The following is a 20,890-nucleotide window of genomic DNA, read 5'->3' on the forward strand; positions in this document are numbered from 1 at the left end:
AAACTAACGACCCGTGACGGCTGCTGACACCACTTCCGCGCGCCCCAAACGGGGCGTGCTGGCCCGACTGGTCCTCGACACGAGGCCGCTCAAGGTGGTGGCCTACCGGCGGCTGTGGCTGTCCACGGTGATCACCGCCATCGGCAGCCAGCTGACCGCGGTCGCCGTGCCCAAGCAGGTCTACGACATCACCGGCTCGTCCGCGTACGTGGGCGTGGCCGGCGCGGTGGCGCTCGTGCCGCTGCTGGTGTTCGGGCTGTGGGGCGGCGCCGTGGCCGATGTGATGGACCGTCGCAAGCTGCTGATCATCAGCAACCTCGGCATCGCCGTGGTGTCGATCCTGCTCTGGCTGCAAGCGCTTTCCGGCATGAACTCCGTGACCGTCGTGCTGGTGCTTCTGGGTTTGCAGCAGGCGTTCTTCGCGGTCAACATGCCGGCCCGCAGCGCCTCCATCGCGCGGCTGGTGTCCGTCGAGCTGCTGCCTTCGGCCAACGCCCTCGGCTCCACCGTGCAGTCCTTCGGCGCGGTCCTCGGCCCGATGCTGGCCGGCGCGTTCATTCCCGTGGTGGGGCTGTCCACGCTGTACCTGATCGACGCCATCGGCCTCACCGCCACGCTGTGGGCGGTCTGGAAGCTGCCGCCGCTGCCGCCGCTGGACGGTGTCCGCCGCACCGCCGGGCTTCGCTCCGTCATCGACGGTTTCCGTTACCTGTCAACGAAGAGCGTACTGCTGGCCTCGTTCCTGCCCGACATCGTGGCCATGGTGTTCGGCATGCCGCGGGCCCTGTTCCCGGAGATGGCCGAGCGCACCTTCCACGACCCGCCCGGCGGCGGGCCCGCTCTGGGTTGGCTGTTCGCGGCGATCCCGCTCGGGGCGCTGTTGTTCGGGCTCGTTTCCGGCTGGCTGTCCCGCATCACCCGGCACGGGGTCGCCGTCTGGGCCGCCGTCGCGGTCTGGGGCGTGGCGATCATCGGCTTGGGTTTGTCGTCTTCGCTGTGGGTGGCCGTGGCGTTCTTGGCCCTGGCCGGCGCCGCCGACATGGTGAGCATGGTGTTCCGCGGGGCGATCCTGCAATCCGCCGCCACCGACGACATGCGGGGGCGGATGCAGGGCGTCTTCACCGTGGTCGTCGCCGGCGGCCCCCGCCTGTCCGACGTGCTTCACGGCACCATCGGCGCCGCCGTCGGCACGTCCGTGGCCGTCTCCGGCGGCGGCATCGCCGTGCTGATCGCCATCGCCATCGCCGCTGTCCTGCTGCCCGCCATGTGGCGCTACCGCGCCCCCACCAACTAATCGCGAGTCCCGCTCTCGGGCAATCATGTGTCGACTTCCGGAACTCGACATATGGCGGCCTGAGAGCGGGACTCGCGGGGGTTAGGACACGCGCGGCGCCAAGCCCCGGGCCAGGGTGTCGACGAGGGACTTGGCGTAGGTGCCGTCCGGGTCGAGGTCGGGGTCGAAGACCGTCACCTCGACGCCTAGGCAGCCCGGGGCCACCGTCAGCCCGGCCAGCAGCTCCGCCAGCTCCGCGTGCTCAAGGCCGTCCGGATCGGGGGAATCGACGCACGGCATCACGGCCGGGTCCAGGACGTCCACGTCCAGGTGCACCCAGAAGCCGTCCAGCTCGTCCAGCCGCCGCCGGGCCCACTCCGCCGACTCCGCCGCCCCGGCCTTGCGGATCTCCAGGGCGGTCCGGTGCCCGATGCCGGATGAGGCCAGCTCGGCTCGGCCCTCGTCGTCCTCGCGGATGCCCAGCACCACCACGTCGGCGTCCTCGAACAGCCGGCACGCCACATCGGACTGACCGCGCCCGGTGGCCAGCGCGAGGTCCTCGCCGGCCGCGGCGCCGATGCCGGCGCCGGTGGAGTTGCCGGGGTGGCGGAAGTCGCTGTGCCCGTCGATGAAGGCCAGCCCGTAGCGGCGTCCCTCGGCCATGGCCCGCTCCCGCAGCGCGAGGCCGGTGCCCAGCAGCACGGAGCAGTCGCCGCCGAGCACGAGCGGAAAGGTGTGGCCGATCAGGCCGGCGACGCGGTCGGCGATGCGACGGGAGTACGTGGCGATCTCAGAAGCGTGGAAAACACCGTCCCCGGGCTGCCATTCGCCCAGGTCGTAGCGGGGGGCGACGAGCCCGCCGGCGTCGGCGGCGGCGAGCCGGTTGAGCAGGCCGGCCTCCCGCAGCGCCGCGGGCGCCTTGGCGCAGCCAGGCACCACTCCGGGCGCAGGTGGGCGCAGGCCCAGGTTCGTCGGTGCGTCCACGATGCTGATCGCCACGCGCACAACCCTAGATACGCCGGTCGGGTGAAGCTGAACCGTGTTGAGTTCGGCCCCGATCGGTGAGCCGATCGTTACGACTTCCCGCGTCGGACCTCTAAGCTCGCACGGGTGAGCGGTCCCACAGGCGAGCAGTTCGAGATCACCTACGGCCATGCCCGCGCGGTCGTCACCGAGATAGGCGCGAGCCTGCGGACCTATACGGTCAACGGTGTCGACCACGTCGAGAGCTACCCCGACGACACGCATCCGCCGATGGGCTCGGGGGCGGTTCTCGTGCCCTGGCCCAACCGGGTGCGGGGCGGCAGCTGGCCCTTCGAGGGCGGTGTCCAGCAGCTGGAGCTGACCGAGCCGGAGCGCGGCAACGCCATCCACGGCTTCGTGCGCAAGCTGTCGTGGCAGGTGATCAACCACACCGGCTCGCTGATCTCGCTCGGCACCGACGTGCAGGCGCAGCAGGGCTGGCCGGTGCCGCTGCGGGTGACGATCAGCTACGCCCTCGACGCGCACGGTCTGACCGTCACGCACGGCGTCACCAACGTGGGTGACCGGCCGGTGCCCTTCGGCGTCGGCATGCACCCGTACCCGCGGGCGGGTCGCGCCGCGACCGACGACTGCACGCTGCAGCTGGCCGCGACCACGAGCCTGCCGTTGAGCGCCGAGACCATGACCCCGGACGGCCCGCCGGTGCCGCTGGCCGGCTCGATCCTGGATCTGAGCAAGCCGACGTCGCTGCGGGGCGTCAACCTGGACGACGCGTTCGGCGGCTGCGAGCCGGGCGCGGACGGCCTGATCCGGCACCGGCTGATCGGCCCGGACGGCGGCGGCGTGGAGCTGTGGGCGGACCCGGACTTCCGCTGGGTGCAGGTGTACACGCCCAACGACTTCCTCGGCCGCGGCCGGGCCGTCGCCATCGAGCCGATGACCTGCCCGCCGGACGCCCTGAACTCGGGCGTCGACCTCATCACGATCGCGCCCGGTGAGGCCTGGTCGGCTCGTTGGGGCCTGCTTCCCAAGTAACCCTGGCCAAGCCGCCTGAGACCGTTAGCATTGCGAACCATGAACGTGGCGATCACAGGCGGATACGTGGTGCCGGTCGACGGCGACCCCATCGACGGCGGGACAGTCCTGATCATGGACGGGCGGATCGCCGCCGTCGGCCCGGACGCCGACGTCGACGTGCCCGACGAGGTCGAGGTGGTCGACGCGGCCGGCTCGTGGGTGCTGCCCGGCTTCGTCGAGGCCCACGGGCACCTCGGCGTGTCCGAGGAGTCCGAGGGCTGGGCCGGCGAGGACACCAACGAGATGACCGACCCGGTCGGCGCCCGGTTCCGCGCGCTGGACGGCATCAACCCGGGCGACCTGGCCTTCGCCGACGCGCTGTCCGGCGGCGTCACCACCGCGGTGATCAAGCCCGGCTCCGGCAACCCGATCGGCGGCCAGACGGTGGCCGTGAAGTGCTGGGGCCGCACCGTGGACGAGATGGTGCTGCGCGAGCCGGTCAGCGTGAAGAGCGCGCTCGGCGAGAACCCCAAGCGGGTCTACGGCGACAAGAAGGTCACTCCGAGCACCCGGCTCGGCGTGGCCGCGGTGATCCGCGAGGCCCTGACCAAGGCCCAGGACTACAAGGCCAAGCGGGACGCGGCGGCGGCCGAGGGCAAGCCCTTCGACCGGGACGCCAACAACGAGATCCTGGTCAAGGTGCTCGACCGCGAGCTGCCGTGGTGCCAGCACACGCACCGGGCCGACGACGTGGCCACCGCCATCCGGCTGTCCGAGGAGTTCGGCTACAAGCTGGTCATCAACCACGGCACCGAGGCCCACCTGATCGCGGACCTGGTGGCGGAGAAGAACATTCCGGTGATCATCGGCCCGCTGTTCACCAGCCGGTCCAAAGTGGAGCTGCGCAACCGCTCGCTGCGCAACCCCGGCATCCTGGCCCGGGCCGGCGTGGAGCTGGCGATCATGACCGACCACCCGGTCGTGCCCATCCACTTCCTGGTGCACCAGGCCACCCTGGCCGTGAAGGAGGGCCTGGACAGCGACACCGCGCTGCGGGCGATCACCAGCAACCCGGCCCGCATCCTCGGCCTCGACGACCGGGTCGGCTCGCTCAAGCCCGGCCTGGACGGCGACGTGGTGATCTGGTCCGGCGACCCGCTGGACGTGATGAGCCGGGCCCTGCAGGTGTTCATCCAGGGCCGCAAGGTCTACCGCTTCGACGAGGAGAGCGGCGAAGGCGTCACCGAGAACCCGTACTACAAAGATCGTTGACAGGTAAGCGGGTTCGCCTCGACCGGCGAACCCGCTCCGTCCTCAACCCCGGGCCAGGTGCCGGCCGATCACCATGCGCTGGATCTGGTTGGTGCCCTCGAAGATCTGCAACACCTTGGCCTCGCGCATGTAGCGCTCGACCGGGAAGTCGCGGGTGTAGCCGGCCCCGCCGAGCACCTGCACGGCGTCGGTGGTGACCTTCATGGCGGCGTCGGTGGCCACCAGCTTGGCGATCGAGGCCTGCCGGCTGAACGACAGCCCGCGGTCCCGCCGCCGCGCCGCCTCCAGGTAGGTGGCCCGGGCCGACTCCACCGCGGCGGCCATGTCCGCCAACAGGAACTCCATGCCCTGGAACTCGATGACGGGGCGGCCGAACTGCTTGCGCTCACGGGCGTAGCGCACGGCCTCGTCCAGCGCCCCCTGGGCCAGACCGACCGCGCAGGCGGCGATCCCGAGTCGCCCGGAGTCCAAAGCGGACAGTGCGAACTTGAGGCCGTTGCCCTCCTGGCCGATCCGCCGCTCGGCCGGCACCCGCACGTCGTCGAACCGCAGCTGCGCCACCGGCGACCCGGTCAGGCCCATGGTCCGCTCGCGCTCGGCGGCGGAAAGTCCTTCGCTGTGACCGTCCACGAGGAAGCAGGACACCTCGCCGGTGCGGGCCATCACCGTGTAGAAGTCGGCCACGCCGGCATGGGTGATCCACGCCTTGGTGCCGTTGAGCACGTACTCGTCGCCCTGGCGGACGGCCTTGGTGGTCATGCCGGCCGGGTCCGAGCCGGCCTGCGGCTCCGACAGCGCGTACGCGCCGAGCAGCTGGCCGCCGATCATGTCCGGCAGCCACCGCTCGCGCTGCTCGCCGGTGCCGAAGGTGGCCAGCGGGTAGCAGGACATCACGTGCACGGAGATCGCCTCGGCCACCGTGAGCCAGTTGGCGGCGATCTCCTCCAGGACCTGGAGGTACACCTCGTACGGCTGCCCGCCGCCGCCCAGCTCCTCCGGGTACGGCAGGCCGAGCAGGCCGGTCTTGCCGAGCAGCCGGATCGTCTCGCGCGGGAACCGGCCCGCCTCTTCCTCGGCGGCCGCGTGCGGCGCGAGTTCTTCCCGGCAGATGTCCCTGACCAGCGAGATCAGGTCCTCGGCCTCCGTGGTCGGCAGCAGGCGCTCGGCGGGCATGGCACGCTCCCAGATCGTGGGTTCGATACTGAGAACAGTACTCTGGGACGTACTGAAGTACTACTTCGGCGATTGTGGCAGTCTCCACACATGACCCGGTCCGAAGTCACCGCGATGCCGCGCCGGCGCACGCTGACCGCTCGCCAGGCCGACCTGCTCAACCGCCTGGAGCAGCTGTTCCTGGCCGAGGGCTTCGGCGCCTTCACCCTGGACGACCTGGCCGCCCGGATGCGGTGCTCCAAGTCCACCCTGTACGCGCTGGCCCCCAGCAAGGAACAGCTGTCGGTGCAGGTGGTCAGCCATTTCTTCAAGAAGGCCACCGAACGGATCGAGGCCCGCATCGCCGAGGTCGCCGACGTGCGGGTCCGCATCGGCGACTACCTCTCCGCCGCCGCTGACGAACTGCGCCCGGCCAGCCGCGAGTTCATCGCCGACATCGCCGCCTTCCCGCCGGCCCGGGCCGTCTACGAGCTCAACGCCCGCGCCGCCGCCACGCGCATCCGGACCCTCATCGCCGAGGGCGTCCAACAGGGCGCCTTCCGTGACGTGCACGCCGCCCTGGTGTCGGAGATGGTCGGCCTGACCATCGAGAACATCCACCTCGGCGTCATCGCCAAGCGCACCGGCCTGTCGGACGCCGAGGCCTTCGACGCCCTGGCCGAATTCCTCCTGGGCGGCCTCTCCCCAACCGCCTGACGTGTTCGGAAGGGACCATTCCTCCACTCGGAGTGTAGGAAGGGCGCCTTCACACCGTTAGCATTGCCCCGCTCATGACAACGTTGACAGGGGAGTGCTCGTGATCGTCGTTGCTGGTGAGGCGCTGGTCGACCTGGTTCCGACGACGGGTGGCGCGCTGCTGCCGCAGCTCGGCGGCGGCCCGTACAACGTGGCGGTGGCGGCCGGTCGGCTGGACGCGCCGACGGCCTTCCTGTCCCGGGTCTCCACCGACGCCTTCGGCGACGCCCTGGTGGCCCGCCTCAAGGACGCGCAAGTGGACGTGAGCCTGGTGCAGCGCGGCCCCGAGCCCACCACGCTGGCGGTCGTCGGCCTGGCCCCGGACGGCTCCGCCCGCTACGGCTTCTACGTCGAGGGCACCGCAGACCGCCTGGTCGTCGATCCCGGCCCGCTGCCCGCCGACGCCCAGGCGGTTTCCTTCGGCACCCTGTCCATGGTGCTGGAGCCGGGCGCCTCGGTCTATGAATCGTTGCTGCGCAAGGAATCGGCCCGCGGTCTGCTGACCGCGCTCGATCCCAACGTGCGCCCGGTGCTGATCCCGGACGCCGACGCCTACCGAGCCCGGTTCCGTTCCTGGCTGCCCGATGTGGGCCTGCTCAAGGTGTCCATCGAGGACGCCCAGTGGCTGGCCGGGGACGCCGACGCCATGACGGAAATCCGGGCCTGGCAACAGATCGGGCCGGCCGCGGTGGTCATCACCCGCGGCGGCGACGGGCTGGCCGTACTGTCGGGTGACGGCCAGCTCGTCGAGGTGCCGACGGTCCGCGTCGACGTGGTGGACACGATCGGCGCGGGCGACACGGTGCAGGGCGCGCTACTGGCGTGGCTGCACCGTCACGGCGCGCTGTCGAAGGACGCGGTCTCCGCGCTGACCGCCCAGGAGTGGCGAGCGGCCCTGGCTTTTGCCGGAGCCGCCGCCGCGATCACCGTTTCCCGCGCCGGGGCCGAACCGCCCCGCAGCGCGGAAATGACTCACCAGCAGTGGTGATGCCACCACCACGTGCCCAGGGAAAGGCCAACACCCAAGCCGATCACGATCATCGGAAAACCTCCGCCTCGTGTGCAGAAATTGATTTCCGGAAATGCGGCCGCTGAGAACAAATTAACCCGGGGACACCGTGCTGTGGCCACACGACTGTGTCGACCTGTCGTCACCGGACGTGTCGGTAACCCCCATCCGCTGTGCCGGCTGTCACCTGGGCGGCCCAGCCGGCTGGGCCGGACGGCGGAAACCGGGGCGGGTGCGGCCGGCGGGCGGGACCGGGACCGGGAGTGTCGCACGCCACGGCCCGGCGCCGATGTGTCCTTATCGTGACCCTGACGGGTCGGGACATCGTGTGATACCTGTCCCATCGCGTGCAACAGCACGCCCGCCGCGCTGTCCGCCGGGCTCGAACGCTACTAGCGTGCTACTCGACAGGACCCCAACGGGGCGGTGCTGCGGTGCGGTCACCCCGGTTCCGTGCGCTCGCTCGACACCTTCGCTGTGAGCCCAGCGGCGCCCCGTCTGAGCGTGAGAGGGATTTTGATGCCCGACGCGACGACTGCGCCGAATACCGACCTCCGTACCGTCGCGCTGCACTATGCGGGCGGAGAGCACGAGATGGGTGTGTCGCTCCCGACAGAGGGCGCACCCGGCATAGATCTCGGTAAACTCCTTGCGAAAACCGGGATGGTAACCCTCGATCCCGGTTTCGTGAACACCGCTTCATGCTCCTCCGAGATCACCTACATCGACGGTGACGCCGGCATTCTGCGTTACCGTGGTTATCCGATCGAGCAGTTGGCGCAGCGGTCCAACTTCATGGAAGTCAGCTACCTGCTCATCTACGGCGAGCTCCCGACGCAGGCCCAGGTCGAGGAGTTCAGCCGCCAGATCAGCCGTCACACCCTGCTGCACGAGGACCTCAAGCGGTTCTTCGACGGCTTCCCGCGTGACGCGCACCCCATGCCCGTGCTGTCCTCGGCGGTCTCCGCGCTGTCCACCTTCTACCAGGACAGCCTGAACCCGTTCGACGACAACCAGGTCGAGATCTCCACGATAAGGCTGCTGGCCAAGCTGCCGACGATCGCCGCGTACGCGTACAAGAAGTCGATCGGCCAGCCGTTCCTCTACCCGGACAACCAGCTGGGGCTGGTGGAGAACTTCCTCCGGATGACCTTCGGCCTGCCGGCCGAGGACTACGACGTGGACCCCGCCCTGGTCCGCGCGCTTGACCTGCTGTTCATCCTGCACGCCGACCACGAGCAGAACTGCTCCACCTCGACCGTGCGCCTGGTCGGCTCGTCCGAGGCCAACCTGTTCGCCAGCATCTCCGCCGGCATCAACGCCCTGTTCGGCCCGCTGCACGGCGGCGCCAACAGCGCCGTGCTGGAGATGCTGGAGAAGATCCGGCAGGACGGCGGCGACGTCGCCTCGTTCGTCAACAAGGTCAAGAACAAGGAGGACGGCGTCCGCCTGATGGGCTTCGGCCACCGGGTCTACAAGAACTACGACCCGCGCGCCGCGATCATCAAAAAGACCGCCGACGAGATCCTCGGCAAGCTGGGCGGCGACGACCAGCTGCTGGAGATCGCCAAGAAGCTCGAGGAGACCGCGCTGGCGGACCCCTACTTCATCGAGCGCAAGCTGTACCCGAACGTGGACTTCTACACCGGCCTGATCTACCGGGCGATGGGCTTCCCCACGAAGTTCTTCACGGTGCTGTTCGCGCTGGGCCGCCTGCCGGGCTGGATCGCCCACTGGCGCGAGATGATGAAGGACCCGGCCACCAAGATCGGCCGCCCGCGCCAGCTGTACGTCGGCCCGGCCGAGCGGAACTTCGTGGCCATCGACGAGCGCTGAGCTTCGTAGGCTGAATCGATCGCTGAACCGGTCCACCTGTGACGTGAAGGGACCATTGCTCCACTCCGAGTGGAGGAATGGTCCCTTCCGCACGTCAGGGGCTGTCGGTGTGGTGGGGGAGGGAGAGGGCCAGCAGGGTGATGGTCAGGCCGAGCCAGTGGGCCTGTTGGGGGGCGGTGGGGGTGGTCAGCACGCCGAGGGTCAGGATCAGGGCGAACAGGGCGATCATCAGCAGCCGGGGGCGGCTGATCAGGGACACGCCGACGTGGCGGGCGGCGGACAGGCTGCACAGCACGGCGACCATGGCCTCGACCACGGGCAGGAACGGGTCCAGGGCCAGCGACGGCCAGCGCAGCGGCGGGGTGTCGCCGAGCCGGGCGAGGGCGGTCAGCGCGGCGCCGGGGTCGAGCAGGAACGCCCCGCCCGGCGTGATCGTCACGAAGTAGGCGAAGAAGGCGCTGACTACGCCGCCGAACAGGCCGAACAGCAGGCCCGCGGTGGAGTGCGTGTACACGGTGCGGCGGTCGGAGACGGTGACGCCCATGACCCTCCCCGTTGTGCGGCCGGAAGGGGATCACCGTAGCGTCGGAGGGCATGACCCCGCCCGCGATCATGTGGTTCCGACGCGATCTTCGGCTGTGTGATCACCCGGCCGTGTTGGCCGCGGCCGACGCCGGCGAGGTGCTGCCGCTGTTCGTGCTGGACGACCGGCTGCTCAAGCCGGCGGGGGAGCCGCGGCGGCGCTTCCTCTTCGACTGCCTGCGGGCGCTGGACCACGACCTCGGCGGCCGCCTGCACATCGCGCACGGCGACCCGGAGCGGGTGCTGCCGGAGCTGGCCGCGAAGATCAAGGCCGGCAGCGTGCACGTCACGGCCGACACCGCCCCGTACGGCCGGGAGCGCGACGACCGGGTGCAGAAGGCGTTGGGGGACATCGACTTCGTGCGTACGGGATCGCCGTACGCGGTGACGCCGGGCCGGGTGCGCAAGCAGGACGGCGACCCGTACCGGGTGTTCACGCCGTTCCGCCGGGCCTGGCTCGACCACGGCTGGCGCAAGCCGGCGAAGTCCGGTGTGGACAGTGCTGCCTGGATGACTTTGGAGGGCAGCAAGAAGATCCCGGTCGCGAAGTCGGAGCTGCCGGCCGGTGAGGCCGCCGCCCTTGAGGCGTGGGAGGACTTCCGGGACGGTGCGCTGGCCGACTACGACACGGGGCGGGACCGGCCGGACCGGGAGGGCACCAGCCGGCTGTCGACGTATCTGCGCTGGGGCTGCGTGCATCCGCGCACGTTGCTGGCCGATCTCAAGCCGGGCAACGAGACCTTCCGCTCCGAGCTGGCCTGGCGCGAGTTCTACGCGGATGTGCTGTGGCACCAGCCGAAGACCGCCCGCGAGAACTACGACCGCAAGTTCGACAAGTTCGAGCACGACACCGAAAAGACCGCCCAGCAGCGGTTCAAGGCCTGGTGTGAGGGCCGCACCGGCTATCCGGTCGTGGATGCCGGCATGCGGCAGCTGGCGGCCGAGAACTGGATGCACAACCGGGTGCGGATGATCGTCGCCAGCTTCCTGGTGAAGGACCTGCACGTGCCGTGGTGGTGGGGCGCAAGGCATTTCATGCGCCAGCTGATCGACGGGGACCTGGCCTCCAACCAGCACAACTGGCAGTGGGTGGCCGGCTGCGGCACCGACGCCGCCCCGTACTTCCGGATCTTCAACCCGATCACTCAGGGCGAGAAGTTCGACCCCAACGGCGACTACGTGCGCAAGTACGTGCCGGAACTGCGTGGCGTGCCGGGGAAAACCGTGCACAAGCTGGACAAGCTGCCCGAGGAGTACCCGGCGCCCATCGTGGACCACGCCCACGAGCGCCGGGTCTCCCTGGACCGGTACGACGCGATCAGGACGACCTGAGCGCATCCAGCAGCCGGACCCGGCCGCCGGTCTGGAGCACGGCGTTGCGGTAGATCCGCCCGGCCAGCCAGGTGACGACCGCGATCGAGGCGATCATCAGCGCCACCGCCAGCGCGATCTGCCACGGCGGCGCGACGCCGAGCGCGATCCGGGCCGGCAGCAGGGTCGGCGTGAACAGCGGGACCATCGACAGCACGGTGCTGATCGTGTTGGTGGGATTGGGAATCAGCAGGTTCACGCCGACCACGAAGCCGATCGTCGGCAGCAGCGTCACCGGCGTGACGGCCGACTGGAGCTCCTCCTGGCGCGACACCAGCGAGCCGGCGGCGCCCAGCAGCGCGGCGTAGAGGAAGAAGCCCAGGACGTACCAGCCCAGCGCCGCGAGCACCGTGCCGACCGTCACCGTGGGCAGGTCGACCACGCCGCTGGTCCGGGCCAGCACCAGCCCGACCCCGGCGATGACCAGCACCTGTATCAGCCCCACCGCGCCGATGCCGAGGATCTTGCCGGCCAGCAGCTGCCAGGGGCGGATGGTGGCCAGCAGGATCTCCACCACCCGGCTGGACTTCTCCTCGACCACGCCCTGGGCGACGGCCGTGCCGAAGGTGATGATGGAGATCACCAGCACGATGCCGGTGATCAGCGACACCGCGATCCGCGGCCCCTGGTCGGGATCCGGCGGCTCCAGCTGGTCCAGCGTCACCTTGGCGTTGAGCACCGGGTTCAGCACGCTGGCCGGCTGCTGGATCTGGGCCAGCAGGGCCTGCAGGGCCTGGGCCCGCACCTGCTGCTCCAACGCGTTCTGCAGCGCCGGGTCCACAGTGGACTTGAACACCGCGGTCGGCGCGCCCAACGGGCCTTTGACCAGCAGATCCAACTTGCCGTCGCGGACCTGCTGAACGCCGTCGGCCTCGTTGTCCACGGTGCTGATCTGCACCGTCTTGCCGAGGTGTTCGGCGGCGGCGGTCAGCGGCTGGGCCATGGCGGTGGCCTGCCCGGTGAGCCCGACCTTGGCCGTCGTCCCCTTGCCGATGACGGTGAACAGCACGACGTACGCGGCCATCACGGCCAGGATCAACAGCGTGCTGATGACGAACGACTTGCTGCGTACGCGGGTGGTGAACTCGCGGCCCGCGACCAGGCCGATCACGCGCGATGTGGTCACGATGCCCCCTGTTCGGACACGACGTTGCGGAACAGCTCGGCCAGACTCGGCCGCAACCGGCTGAACTCCTTGACCGGCCCGGCTTTCAGGGCCGCGGCCAGCACTTCCTGGTCGTCGCTGCCCTCGCCGAGCTCGACCGTGGTGCGGCCGCCCTCGGCGGCGACCACGCGCACGCCGGCCAGCCCGGTCGCCCAGTCGGCGTCGGCCCCGTCGACCACCAGCCGCACCGGGCCGCTCTCACGCAGCTCGGTCACGCCGCCGCTGGCCACCATCTGTCCACTTCGGACGATGCCGACCCGGTCGCATAGACGCTCGACCAGATCCAGCTGGTGGCTGGAGAACAGCACCGGCACACCGCGGCTCGCCTGCTCCCGCAGCACTTCGCTCATCAGGTCCACGGCCACCGGGTCCAGCCCGGAGAACGGCTCGTCCAGCACCAGCACCGCCGGCTCGTGCACCAGCGCGGCGATCAGCTGCACCCGCTGCTGGTTGCCGAGGCTGAGCTTCTGCACCTCGTCGTCGCGACGGGCGCCGAGGCCCAGCCGGTCGATCCAGCCGTCGGTGGCCCGCCGGGCGTCGGCCGCCGACATCCCGTGCAGCTGGGCCAGGTAGACGAGTTGCTCACGTGCCTTCATCTTCGGGTACAGGCCACGTTCTTCCGGCATGTACCCGATTCGCCTGCGGGTGGCCAGATCCACCGGCCTGCCGTCCCAGCGGACCTCGCCGCCGTCGGCCGCCAGCACACCGAGCGCGATGCGCATGGTGGTGGTCTTGCCGGCGCCGTTGCTGCCCACGAAGCCGAACAGCTCGCCGGCGCCGACGTCGAAGGTCATCTCGTGCAGCGCGCGCACGGTCCCGTAGCGCTTGGAGATCCGGTCGATCTCCAGCACGCCCTCAGCCACGGCTGTCTCCTTCGGCGATCGGGTCGGGCTCGTCATCCGGCAGTTGCCAGGCCAGCAGCGCGCTCGGGGTGTTGGCGGCGAGCATGCCCAGGCTCATCAGGACCACGAACGGAGCAAGCGGCAGCCTGCCGATCGGCGTCGCCGCGAACGCGACGGCGGCCGCGATCATGCTCCACGTGGCAACGAGAAAGCCAACGTAGCTGGACCGGCCGCGCAGCGCGAGTTCACGTTCGTCCAACAGCCGGGCCGACCGCTCGCCCATGTTGTTCGTGAGCACCTTGTTCAGCAACTGCAACATGATCGTGATCAGCAACAGGACCATCCAGACCAGCAGGACGGTCGAGTCGGGCGACCCGGCGACCGTGCTGAGGCCGATGGCAGCCAGCGCGGCGATCAGCCAGGCCACGGCCACCCGGCGGCGGGTGCGGCGGTTGCGCCAGCCCGGCAGCCAGTCCGCGTACGCCGCCGCCTGGCGTTCCTGTTGCTCGTGAAAGCGATCCTTGAACGTGGTCATGACTCCCCCTTGCCGTACAGCTGAGTGGACAGCGGTTGGAACGGGGTGCGGCTGAACACCGCCTCGACCGGCAGCGCGAACACCTCGCACAGCCGGAAGGCCAGATCGAGGCTCGGGTAGTGGTCGCCGCGCTCCAGCGCGCCGATCGTCTGCGGGTTCACCTCGACCAGCTCCGCCAGTTGGGCCCTGGTCAGCCCCCGTTCCGCGCGCAGCACCTGCAGCCGATTGTGGATCGGCAGCTCTTTACCGCGCCTTACTGGGCTCACGGAACGAAGTGTTGCAAAAACCCAACAGATCGTCAACGGTGGACGCGGGCCTTCTGGCTACGTGAGTGGCTCATTTTCCCTGGAAGCAACTTGAGCCACTCACGTGCCCGCTGGGGTGGGCAGGGTGGGGCACATGAGTGGCTCAAGTGGGCCTGGAGGGCAAATGAGCCACTCACGTGGGCTGTGGAGGGCAAATGAGCCACTCACGTGGCGAAGCGGGCTAGGTGCTTGGTGGCCTGTGAGCGGTCGGCGGGGACCAGGCCGATGCGGGTGCGGCGGTCCAGGACGTCGTCGGCGTCTAGGGCGCCCTCGTGGTCGTAGGCCCAGGCGATCTCGGCCTCGGTGATCTCGCCGAACACCGGTTCCGGCCGGTTCAGGGCCACCACCTGCGGGGCCTCGGCGCCGTACTTCGCGACCAGCCGGGGCGGGGCGTCGACGGCCGAGCGGGTGGCGCCGACGAGTGGGATGTCCTTGGTACGGCCGGGGTTTGACGCCAGGCCGGTGGCGTCGACGGCGTCGGCGGCCATGCGGCGGTAGGTGGTGAGCTTGCCGCCGACCACGGTGATCACGCCGTCGGGAGAGGTCAGCACGGCGTGCTTGCGGGACAGGTCGGCGCTGCGGGACCCCTCCTGCTCGATGAGCGGCCGCAACCCGGCGTACGAGCCGATGACGTCGCTGGTGGTCAGGGGGCGTTGCAGGACAGAGGAAGCGACTCGTAGCAGGAAGTCCACATCGGACTGTGGGGCCGTGGGGACGTCCGGGAGCGGGCCGTCCACGGGTTCGTCGGTGAGCCCGACGTAGACGCGGCCGTCGGTTTGGGGCAGCACGAGCACGAAACGGTTGGTCTCGCCCGGGATGGGAACGGTCAGCGAGGTGGACCCGATTTGCACGGCATCGGCGCTCAGCACGAGGTGTGAGCCGCGGGACGGCCGCAACCGCACCGACGGCACGAGCTGCCCGGCCCACACCCCCGTCGCGTTGATCACCTTGCGGGCCTTGATGTCGAAGTCGTCACCGGTCAGCGTGTCGCGGACCCGCGCGCCGTCACCGGCCAGCTCGGTGACGCGAGCGCGGGTGAGGATGCGAGCGCCGAGGCCGGCGGCGGTGCGGGCCAGGGCGACGACCAACCGGGCGTCGTCGATCAGCTGGCCGTCAAAGGAAAGCAGGCCGCCGGTGAGACCGTCGGCGCGCAGACCGGGGGCCAGGGCCAGGGTTTCCGCCGCGGAGATCCGCCGTGGCGGCGGGAGGACGGACCTGGGCGTGCCGGCGGCGCGGCGTAGCACGTCGCCGGCCCGTAGCCCGGCCATTACGAGCGAGTCGCGCTGTTTCCCGTGCAGGGCAACGAGTTGTGGCAGTGCACGGACGAGATGTGGGGCGGTGCGGGTCATCAGGATGCCTCGCTCGACCGCGCTCTCGTAGGCCAGCCCGACCTCGCCGTGCGCGAGATAACGGAGGCCACCGTGCACCAGCTTGCTCGACCACCGCGACGTCCCGAAGGCCAGGTCGTGCGCCTCGACCAGGCATACCGACAGCCCGCGTGAGGCGGCATCCAGGGCGGCGCCGGCCCCGGTCACGCCGCCGCCGACCACGAGCACATCGACGGCCAGACCGCCGGCGACCTCGGCCAGCTCACGAAGGCGGCGGGCCGCGTTCAACGATGTCCTCACGGCCGCAGCGCTCCTTCCACCATCAGCGCCAGCTCGTCGAAGACGGTGTCCGGCTCCAGATCGGCGATCGCCGGCCGGACCGACAGCACGAACGACTGCACCATCAGCAGCAGGGTGCGGGCCTGCACGTCCAGGTCGCCGGCGCGGATGGAGCCGTCCGTGTGCCCGGCGGCCAGCTCCACGCGCAGGAACTGCTCGGCGATCAGCTGCGTCGCCCCGAGCCGCTCCACGACGTACGGCAGCAGCAGTTCGGCGTCCCGGTCGAGGACGGCGGCCATCAGCGGGTTGGCCAACAGCCGGCGGACGGTGCCGACGGCGCCGTTGACCAGGCGCTGGCGGGCCGTGGCGCCGGGGCCGACCTCGCCCAGTAGCGCGCCGAACTCCCTGGTCATCAGGGCTGCGACCAGGCTGCGCACGTCGGGGAAACGGCGGTAGAGGGTCATGCGGCTGACCCCGGCCTCGCGGGCGACGTCGGTCAGGGTGGTGCGCCGCACACCGACCAGCAGGACGCACTTGTGCGCGGTGTCCAGCAGGACGTCGTCCCCGACTCGGGTGCTGTGACGTTGTGACGGCATATGTAACACTGTAGCAATGGAACCGGGCATCGATCACACCCTGCGCGGCGGCTGGACGCTCGGCGAGCACGCGCTGCCCCCGCACGCGCTGCGCTGGCTGCGGACCAGGATCGGCTTGGCCGAGCATCCGACGCCGATCGCGCCGGACTCGGTGCTGACCGTGCCGGAACCGGAGCTGTCGATCGTCGGCCGCGCGGCGCTGGAGTCGGTGGTCGGGGCCGAGAACGTGCTGCTGGACCGGAACTCCCGGCTCGGCCGGTCCGGTGGTATGTCCTATGTGGACCTGCTGCGGCATCGCGGCTGCGGCGAGCTGGCCGTGCCCGACGCCGTGGTGCTGCCTGGCGACCCGGACGAGGTGGTTGCCGTGCTGAGGGCGTGCGCCGAGCACGACATCGGCGTGATTCCCTTCGGCGGTGGCACTTCCGTGGTCGGCGGCGTGACCGCGCTGCGCGGTGGCAAGCACGCCGCGATCGTGCTGGACCTGACCCGGCTCAACCGGCTCGTGTCGATCGACCCGTTGTCCCGGCTGGTCGTGCTGCAGGCCGGCGTCCGGGCCACCGACGCCGAGCGGATGCTGGCCGCGCACGGCTTCACTCTCGGCCACTTCCCGCAGTCCTTCGAACGGGCCACCATCGGCGGTTTCGCCGCCACCCGCTCCGCCGGGCAGGCCTCGGCCGGCTACGGGCGTTTCGAGGACATGGTCGACGGCGTCCGGCTGGCGACCCCTGTTGGCGAGCTCGACCTCGGCGTCGCCCCGGCCACCGCGGCCGGCCCGGACCTCAAGCAGCTCGTGATCGGCAGCGAGGGCGCCTTCGGCGTGATCACCGAGGTGACCCTGCGGGTGCGGCCCGTCGCCACGCACACCCGGTACGAGGGCTACTTCCTGGACGGCTGGGACAAGGCCACCGACGCCATCCGAGACCTGGCCCAGCACCGCGTGTTGGCCGACGTGACCCGGCTGTCGGACGCCGAGGAGACCGAGGTGCAGCTCTCGCTCACCGGCGGCGTGAAGGCCGGCGCCGTGCGGGCGTACCTGCGGGCGCGGCGCATCAACGACCCGTGCCTGCTGATCCTGGGCTGGGAGGCCGGATCCGCCGGCGAGCTGGCCGTCCGTCGCGCCGGGACACTGCGCGCCCTGCGACCGCACCGGTACGTCCGCCTGGGCAAGCCCATCGGCGAGACGTGGCGGCACGGGCGGTTCGCCGGGCCACGGCAACGGGATTCTCTACTCAACGTGGGTGTTCTCGTGGAGACGCTGGAGACCGCCACGCACTGGTCGCAGCTGAGCACCCTTCGGTCGGCCGTGCGAGGGGCCTTGCAACGATCGCTGGGCCGGGCGATCGTCATGTGCCACGTGTCCCACGCGTACGAGACGGGCGCCTCGCTGTACTTCACCGTGCTGGCCGCGCGGGCCGACGAGGACCCGATCGGCCAGTGGCAGCGGGCAAAACGGGCGGCCTCCGAGGCGATCGCGCCGCTGGGCACCATCACCCACCACCACGCCGTCGGCACCGACCACGCGCCGTACCTGGCGGGCGAGGTGGGCTCGCTCGGCATCGACGTGATGACCTCGGTGAAGCGTGCACTCGACCCGACCGGCGTGCTCAACCCCGGAAAGCTGTTGCCGGCGGCCGATCGGGGTTAACCTCCCGTGATGAGCGGTGAGCTGCTGATCACCTCCGTGCGGCCGTGGCCGAGCGCGGTGGAGCTGCCCGCGGTCGATGTGCTCTGCGTGGCCGGCCGGATCGACCAGATCGGCGTCGGCCTTTCCGCGCCGCCCGGCACTCCCGTCGTCGATGGCGGCGGCGGTGTGCTGCTGCCGTCCTTCGTCGACGCCCATGCCCAACTGGACGCGTTGCGCCCCGGCACCACCATGGCCCGTGCACACATTCCGTTGGGGGCCATGGACGAGGCCCTCGCTCAACGGGAGCAACTGCTTGGTCGGGTCGAGGTGCAGCTGGTCGCGGTGTCGCTCACCGGGGCCATCACTGGCATGGACGCCCTGGACGCCGCGCTGGAGGCCGGGGCCGATCTGGTCGGCGGCATCGATCCGGCGCGGGTCGACCGGGATCCCGTGCGGCACCTCGATGTCGTGTTCGGGCTGGCCGACAAGCACCAGTGCGGCATCGACATCCAGCTCGACGATCCCGGTGAGCTCGGCGCCTTCGAGATCGAGCTGATCTGCGCCCGCACCTCCGCGTTGGACCTGCGTGGCCGGGTCGCCATCACCCACGCCGCGGCTCTGTCCACTGTGGATCCGGATCGTCAGGACGAGCTCATCGACCGGCTGGCCGAGTCCGATGTGGCCGTCATCGCCACCAAACCCCTGCCGTTGCGCAAGCTCCGCTGGGGCGGCGTGCGGGTCGGCATCGGCGGCTGCGACCTCTGGGATCTGGCCGAGGCCGAGGGCTACACCGCCGACCCCATGATCGAGATGTGCGCCGACACCGCCACCCGCGGCGGCGCCGCCGTCCTCGGCGAGCGCGACCACGGCCTGGTCGAGGGCGATCGCGCCGAGTTCGTCGTGCTGCCCGGCGCCACCGTCGCCGAGGTAATCCGCGACCGGCGCGAGCCGACAGTCGTGGTGCACCAGGGAAAGGTGGTCTAACCCTTCTCCTCCACGGCCTTGGCGTCGAGTTCGATGACCTGCTCGATGATCTTCGTGACGGCGGCCAGGCCCTCGGGGGAGAGTTCGAGGGCGCGCAGGGCGAGGTGGCGGACGCCGAGGTTCTCGGCCACGCGGGCCAGCTCGGTCTCGGCGTCGGGGCGGGTCTCGCCGGTGACGAAGTAGTCGACGGACACGCGGAAGAAGCGGGCCAGCGCGGCCAGGAGTTCGGTGGAGGGGCGGCGCTTGGCCCCGGTGCGCAGCGCGGACAGGTAGGCGCCGCTGACCCGCACGGTGGGCACGGCCGTCTTCACGGCGTTGGCGACTTCCTCGTTGGTCCAGCGCCGGCCGGTCCGACCTCCGGGACGGACGTCCTCGAACAGCCGGTTCAGCCGGTCGGCCAGTAGCGACTGCTCGCTGTCGGGCATCCGGGGCACCTCAACCAGTGGTTGACAACGATGGTTCGGGCCAGTTTAGACTGGAGTCGTGCGTTCAACCAGAGGTTGAACGCACAGCATCACAGGTCGCCGGCCGGTTGATCTCAATGCGGGGGCGTGGAGACGGTCGGACCGGTGCCGGGGGGCGGGGGGAAAGACTTCGCCCGGGGGGAGGCCTGGTGGCGGCGTGCTCCGACGACGCGCCGCCACCAAGCAGCCAGGCCGGTCGCGCAGGCCGGGCACAGTAACGCCGCGCCTGCCCGTGCCGACCGCGGCCGGCCCGATGCTTCAGGCTCTGGCGGCCCCGCTGTCGCGCCGACCCCACTCGCGCTGGCCGCGGCCACGATGCGTTTCAGCGGGCTCGCTGTCGTGCCGATCCTGCCCGTGCCGCCCGGAGCCGCGATGCGTTTCGGCGGGGCCGCTGTCGTGCCGGCCCCGCCCGTGCTGACCCCAGCCGCGATGCGCTTCAGCGGGGCCGCCGTAGCGCCGACCCCGCTCGCGCGACCCCGCGGCTCGGTCTCAGATCTTGACCAGCATCTTGCCGGTGTTCTCGCCGCGCATCATGCCGATGAACGCCTGCGGGGCGTTCTCCAGGCCCTCGACCACGGTCTCGGTGTAGCGCAGCTTGCCCCCGGCGACCAGCGGGGCCACCTCGGCGACGAACTCGGGCTGGAGGTCGTAGTGGTCGCCCACCAACAGGCCGCGGATGGTCAGGCGCTTGGCGATGACCTGGGCCAGGTTGCGCGGGGCGGGGGTGGCCTCGGTGCTGTTGTAGCCGGAGATCATGCCGCAGACGGCGACGTGGCCGTGCTCGTTGAGGCTGTTGAGGGCGGCCTCGAGGTGGTCGCCGCCGACGTTGTCGAAGTACAGCTCGATGCCGTCAGGCGCGGCCGTGGCCAGCTGCTCGGTGACGGAGCCGTCCTTGTAGTTGAAGGCGGCGTCGAAACCGAGCTCGTCGATCAGGTACTGGACCTTCTCGGGGCTGCCGGCGCTGCCGATGACCCGCTTGGCCCCCTTGAGCTTGGCCAGCTGGCCGACGACCTGGCCGACGGCTCCGGCGGCACCGGAGACGAAGACGGTGTCGCCCTCCTTGAACTCGCCGGAGCGCAGCAGGCCGGCGTACGCGGTGAGGCCGGGCATGCCCAGCACACCGAGGTAGGTGCTGATCGGGGCGGCCTTGGCGTCGACCTTCACGCCCTGCTTGGGGTGCAGGACGGCGTAGTCGCGCCAACCCTTGAAGTGCAGCACGGTGTCGCCGACCGCGAAGCCCTCGGCGTCGGACTGCACGACCTCGCCGATCGCGCCGCCCTCCATCACCTTGCCGACCTCGAACGGGGCGCTGTAGGACTTGGCGTCGTTCATGCGGCCGCGCATGTACGGGTCGACGCTCATGAACTGGTTGCGCACCACGATGTGCCCGGGCTCGACCACCAGCGGCGCCTCGGCGAGCTCGAAGGTCTCCTCCGTGGGCCAGCCCTTCGGTCGTGCGGCCAGCCGGATCTCGCGGACGGTGGTCGGAACGGACATGGCGAGCGCCTCCATATTT

At 70.5% G+C, this 20,890-nt stretch carries 20 protein-coding genes; 9 read left to right on the forward strand and 11 right to left on the reverse strand.

Annotated elements, in window-relative coordinates:
- Window positions 1-13 precede the first annotated feature (13 nt).
- Complete coding sequence (locus AB0M73_RS09540; protein WP_363889041.1) at window positions 14-1,294, forward strand: MFS transporter; 1,281 nt, start codon at window positions 14-16, stop codon at window positions 1,292-1,294.
- Window positions 1,295-1,375: 81 nt separating this feature from the next.
- Here the strand turns inward: AB0M73_RS09540 and AB0M73_RS09545 are convergent, their stop codons facing one another.
- Window positions 1,376-2,272, reverse strand: coding sequence for an arginase family protein (locus AB0M73_RS09545; RefSeq protein ID WP_363889043.1), 897 nt, complete (start codon window positions 2,270-2,272; stop codon window positions 1,376-1,378).
- Between the two features lie 111 nt (window positions 2,273-2,383).
- Here AB0M73_RS09545 and AB0M73_RS09550 point away from each other — a divergent pair, with 111 nt between their 5' ends.
- Both AB0M73_RS09550 and AB0M73_RS09555 read left to right on the forward strand, forming a co-directional pair.
- The gene (locus AB0M73_RS09550; RefSeq protein WP_363889046.1) at window positions 2,384-3,292 is read left to right on the forward strand and encodes an aldose 1-epimerase family protein; all 909 of its coding nucleotides are present in this window, start codon (window positions 2,384-2,386) and stop codon (window positions 3,290-3,292) included.
- Window positions 3,293-3,331: 39 nt separating this feature from the next.
- The gene (locus AB0M73_RS09555) at window positions 3,332-4,546 is read left to right on the forward strand and encodes an amidohydrolase (RefSeq protein ID WP_363889048.1); all 1,215 of its coding nucleotides are present in this window, start codon (window positions 3,332-3,334) and stop codon (window positions 4,544-4,546) included.
- A 42-nt stretch (window positions 4,547-4,588) separates the two neighbouring features.
- On the opposite strand, the gene AB0M73_RS09560 is transcribed toward AB0M73_RS09555, so the two are convergent.
- Window positions 4,589-5,719 (reverse strand): acyl-CoA dehydrogenase family protein, encoded by a 1,131-nt coding sequence (locus AB0M73_RS09560; RefSeq protein ID WP_363889051.1) that lies wholly within the window; start codon window positions 5,717-5,719, stop codon window positions 4,589-4,591.
- Window positions 5,720-5,809: 90 nt separating this feature from the next.
- Between AB0M73_RS09560 and AB0M73_RS09565 the strand changes: the two genes are divergently transcribed.
- From AB0M73_RS09565 to AB0M73_RS09575, 3 genes are all read left to right on the forward strand, one after another.
- Window positions 5,810-6,415, forward strand: a complete 606-nt coding sequence (locus tag AB0M73_RS09565) for a TetR/AcrR family transcriptional regulator (RefSeq protein ID WP_363889054.1) — start codon at window positions 5,810-5,812, stop codon at window positions 6,413-6,415.
- Window positions 6,416-6,515: 100 nt separating this feature from the next.
- Entirely contained in the window at window positions 6,516-7,442 is a 927-nt protein-coding gene (locus tag AB0M73_RS09570; RefSeq protein ID WP_363889057.1) for a carbohydrate kinase, read from the forward strand.
- Between the two features lie 540 nt (window positions 7,443-7,982).
- Entirely contained in the window at window positions 7,983-9,299 is a 1,317-nt protein-coding gene (locus AB0M73_RS09575; protein ID WP_052395295.1) for a citrate synthase, read from the forward strand.
- 94 nt (window positions 9,300-9,393) lie between these two features.
- Here AB0M73_RS09575 and AB0M73_RS09580 read toward each other — a convergent pair whose 3' ends face one another.
- Window positions 9,394-9,843, reverse strand: coding sequence for a hypothetical protein (locus tag AB0M73_RS09580; RefSeq protein WP_363889061.1), 450 nt, complete (start codon window positions 9,841-9,843; stop codon window positions 9,394-9,396).
- A gap of 50 nt (window positions 9,844-9,893) precedes the next feature.
- Here AB0M73_RS09580 and AB0M73_RS09585 point away from each other — a divergent pair, with 50 nt between their 5' ends.
- A complete protein-coding gene (locus tag AB0M73_RS09585; protein ID WP_363889064.1) occupies window positions 9,894-11,213 on the forward strand; it encodes a deoxyribodipyrimidine photo-lyase in 1,320 nt (439 codons plus the stop codon).
- On the opposite strand, the gene AB0M73_RS09590 is transcribed toward AB0M73_RS09585, so the two are convergent.
- The 6 genes from AB0M73_RS09590 to AB0M73_RS09615 all read right to left on the reverse strand — a co-directional run bounded on the left by AB0M73_RS09590 (window position 11,200) and on the right by AB0M73_RS09615 (window position 16,302).
- Window positions 11,200-12,378 (reverse strand): ABC transporter permease, encoded by a 1,179-nt coding sequence (locus tag AB0M73_RS09590; RefSeq protein ID WP_363889067.1) that lies wholly within the window; start codon window positions 12,376-12,378, stop codon window positions 11,200-11,202. The genes AB0M73_RS09585 and AB0M73_RS09590 overlap by 14 nt on opposite strands.
- Window positions 12,375-13,280 carry an ATP-binding cassette domain-containing protein gene (locus AB0M73_RS09595; RefSeq protein WP_363889070.1) on the reverse strand — a complete coding sequence of 302 codons (906 nt, stop codon included), beginning with the start codon at window positions 13,278-13,280 and terminating at the stop codon, window positions 12,375-12,377. Before AB0M73_RS09595 ends, AB0M73_RS09590 begins: the two co-directional genes overlap by 4 nt.
- A complete protein-coding gene (locus tag AB0M73_RS09600; RefSeq protein WP_363889073.1) occupies window positions 13,273-13,794 on the reverse strand; it encodes a hypothetical protein in 522 nt (173 codons plus the stop codon). The genes AB0M73_RS09595 and AB0M73_RS09600 overlap by 8 nt, the downstream gene beginning before the upstream one ends.
- Window positions 13,791-14,060: a helix-turn-helix transcriptional regulator gene (locus tag AB0M73_RS09605; protein ID WP_043719521.1), complete on the reverse strand. Its 270-nt coding sequence runs from the start codon at window positions 14,058-14,060 to the stop codon at window positions 13,791-13,793. The genes AB0M73_RS09600 and AB0M73_RS09605 overlap by 4 nt, the downstream gene beginning before the upstream one ends.
- 203 nt (window positions 14,061-14,263) lie before the next feature.
- Entirely contained in the window at window positions 14,264-15,727 is a 1,464-nt protein-coding gene (locus AB0M73_RS09610) for a glycerol-3-phosphate dehydrogenase/oxidase (protein ID WP_363889077.1), read from the reverse strand.
- Window positions 15,724-16,302, reverse strand: coding sequence for a TetR/AcrR family transcriptional regulator (locus AB0M73_RS09615; RefSeq protein WP_363889080.1), 579 nt, complete (start codon window positions 16,300-16,302; stop codon window positions 15,724-15,726). The genes AB0M73_RS09610 and AB0M73_RS09615 overlap by 4 nt, the downstream gene beginning before the upstream one ends.
- A 16-nt stretch (window positions 16,303-16,318) precedes the next feature.
- Between AB0M73_RS09615 and AB0M73_RS09620 the strand changes: the two genes are divergently transcribed.
- Together AB0M73_RS09620 and AB0M73_RS09625 are read left to right on the forward strand one after the other, a co-directional pair.
- Window positions 16,319-17,947, forward strand: a complete 1,629-nt coding sequence (locus AB0M73_RS09620) for an FAD-binding oxidoreductase (protein ID WP_363889083.1) — start codon at window positions 16,319-16,321, stop codon at window positions 17,945-17,947.
- 9 nt (window positions 17,948-17,956) lie between these two features.
- Entirely contained in the window at window positions 17,957-18,910 is a 954-nt protein-coding gene (locus tag AB0M73_RS09625; RefSeq protein WP_363889085.1) for an N-isopropylammelide isopropylaminohydrolase, read from the forward strand.
- On the opposite strand, the gene AB0M73_RS09630 is transcribed toward AB0M73_RS09625, so the two are convergent.
- The gene (locus tag AB0M73_RS09630; protein ID WP_363889088.1) at window positions 18,907-19,335 is read right to left on the reverse strand and encodes a helix-turn-helix transcriptional regulator; all 429 of its coding nucleotides are present in this window, start codon (window positions 19,333-19,335) and stop codon (window positions 18,907-18,909) included. The genes AB0M73_RS09625 and AB0M73_RS09630 overlap by 4 nt on opposite strands.
- Window positions 19,336-19,863: 528 nt before the next feature.
- Entirely contained in the window at window positions 19,864-20,871 is a 1,008-nt protein-coding gene (locus AB0M73_RS09635; protein ID WP_363889090.1) for an NADP-dependent oxidoreductase, read from the reverse strand.
- Window positions 20,872-20,890 lie beyond the last annotated feature (19 nt).

Origin of the sequence: Kutzneria sp. NPDC051319 (assembly GCF_040682195.1) — a bacterium.
Taxonomy (GTDB): Bacteria; Actinomycetota; Actinomycetes; order Mycobacteriales; family Pseudonocardiaceae; genus Kutzneria.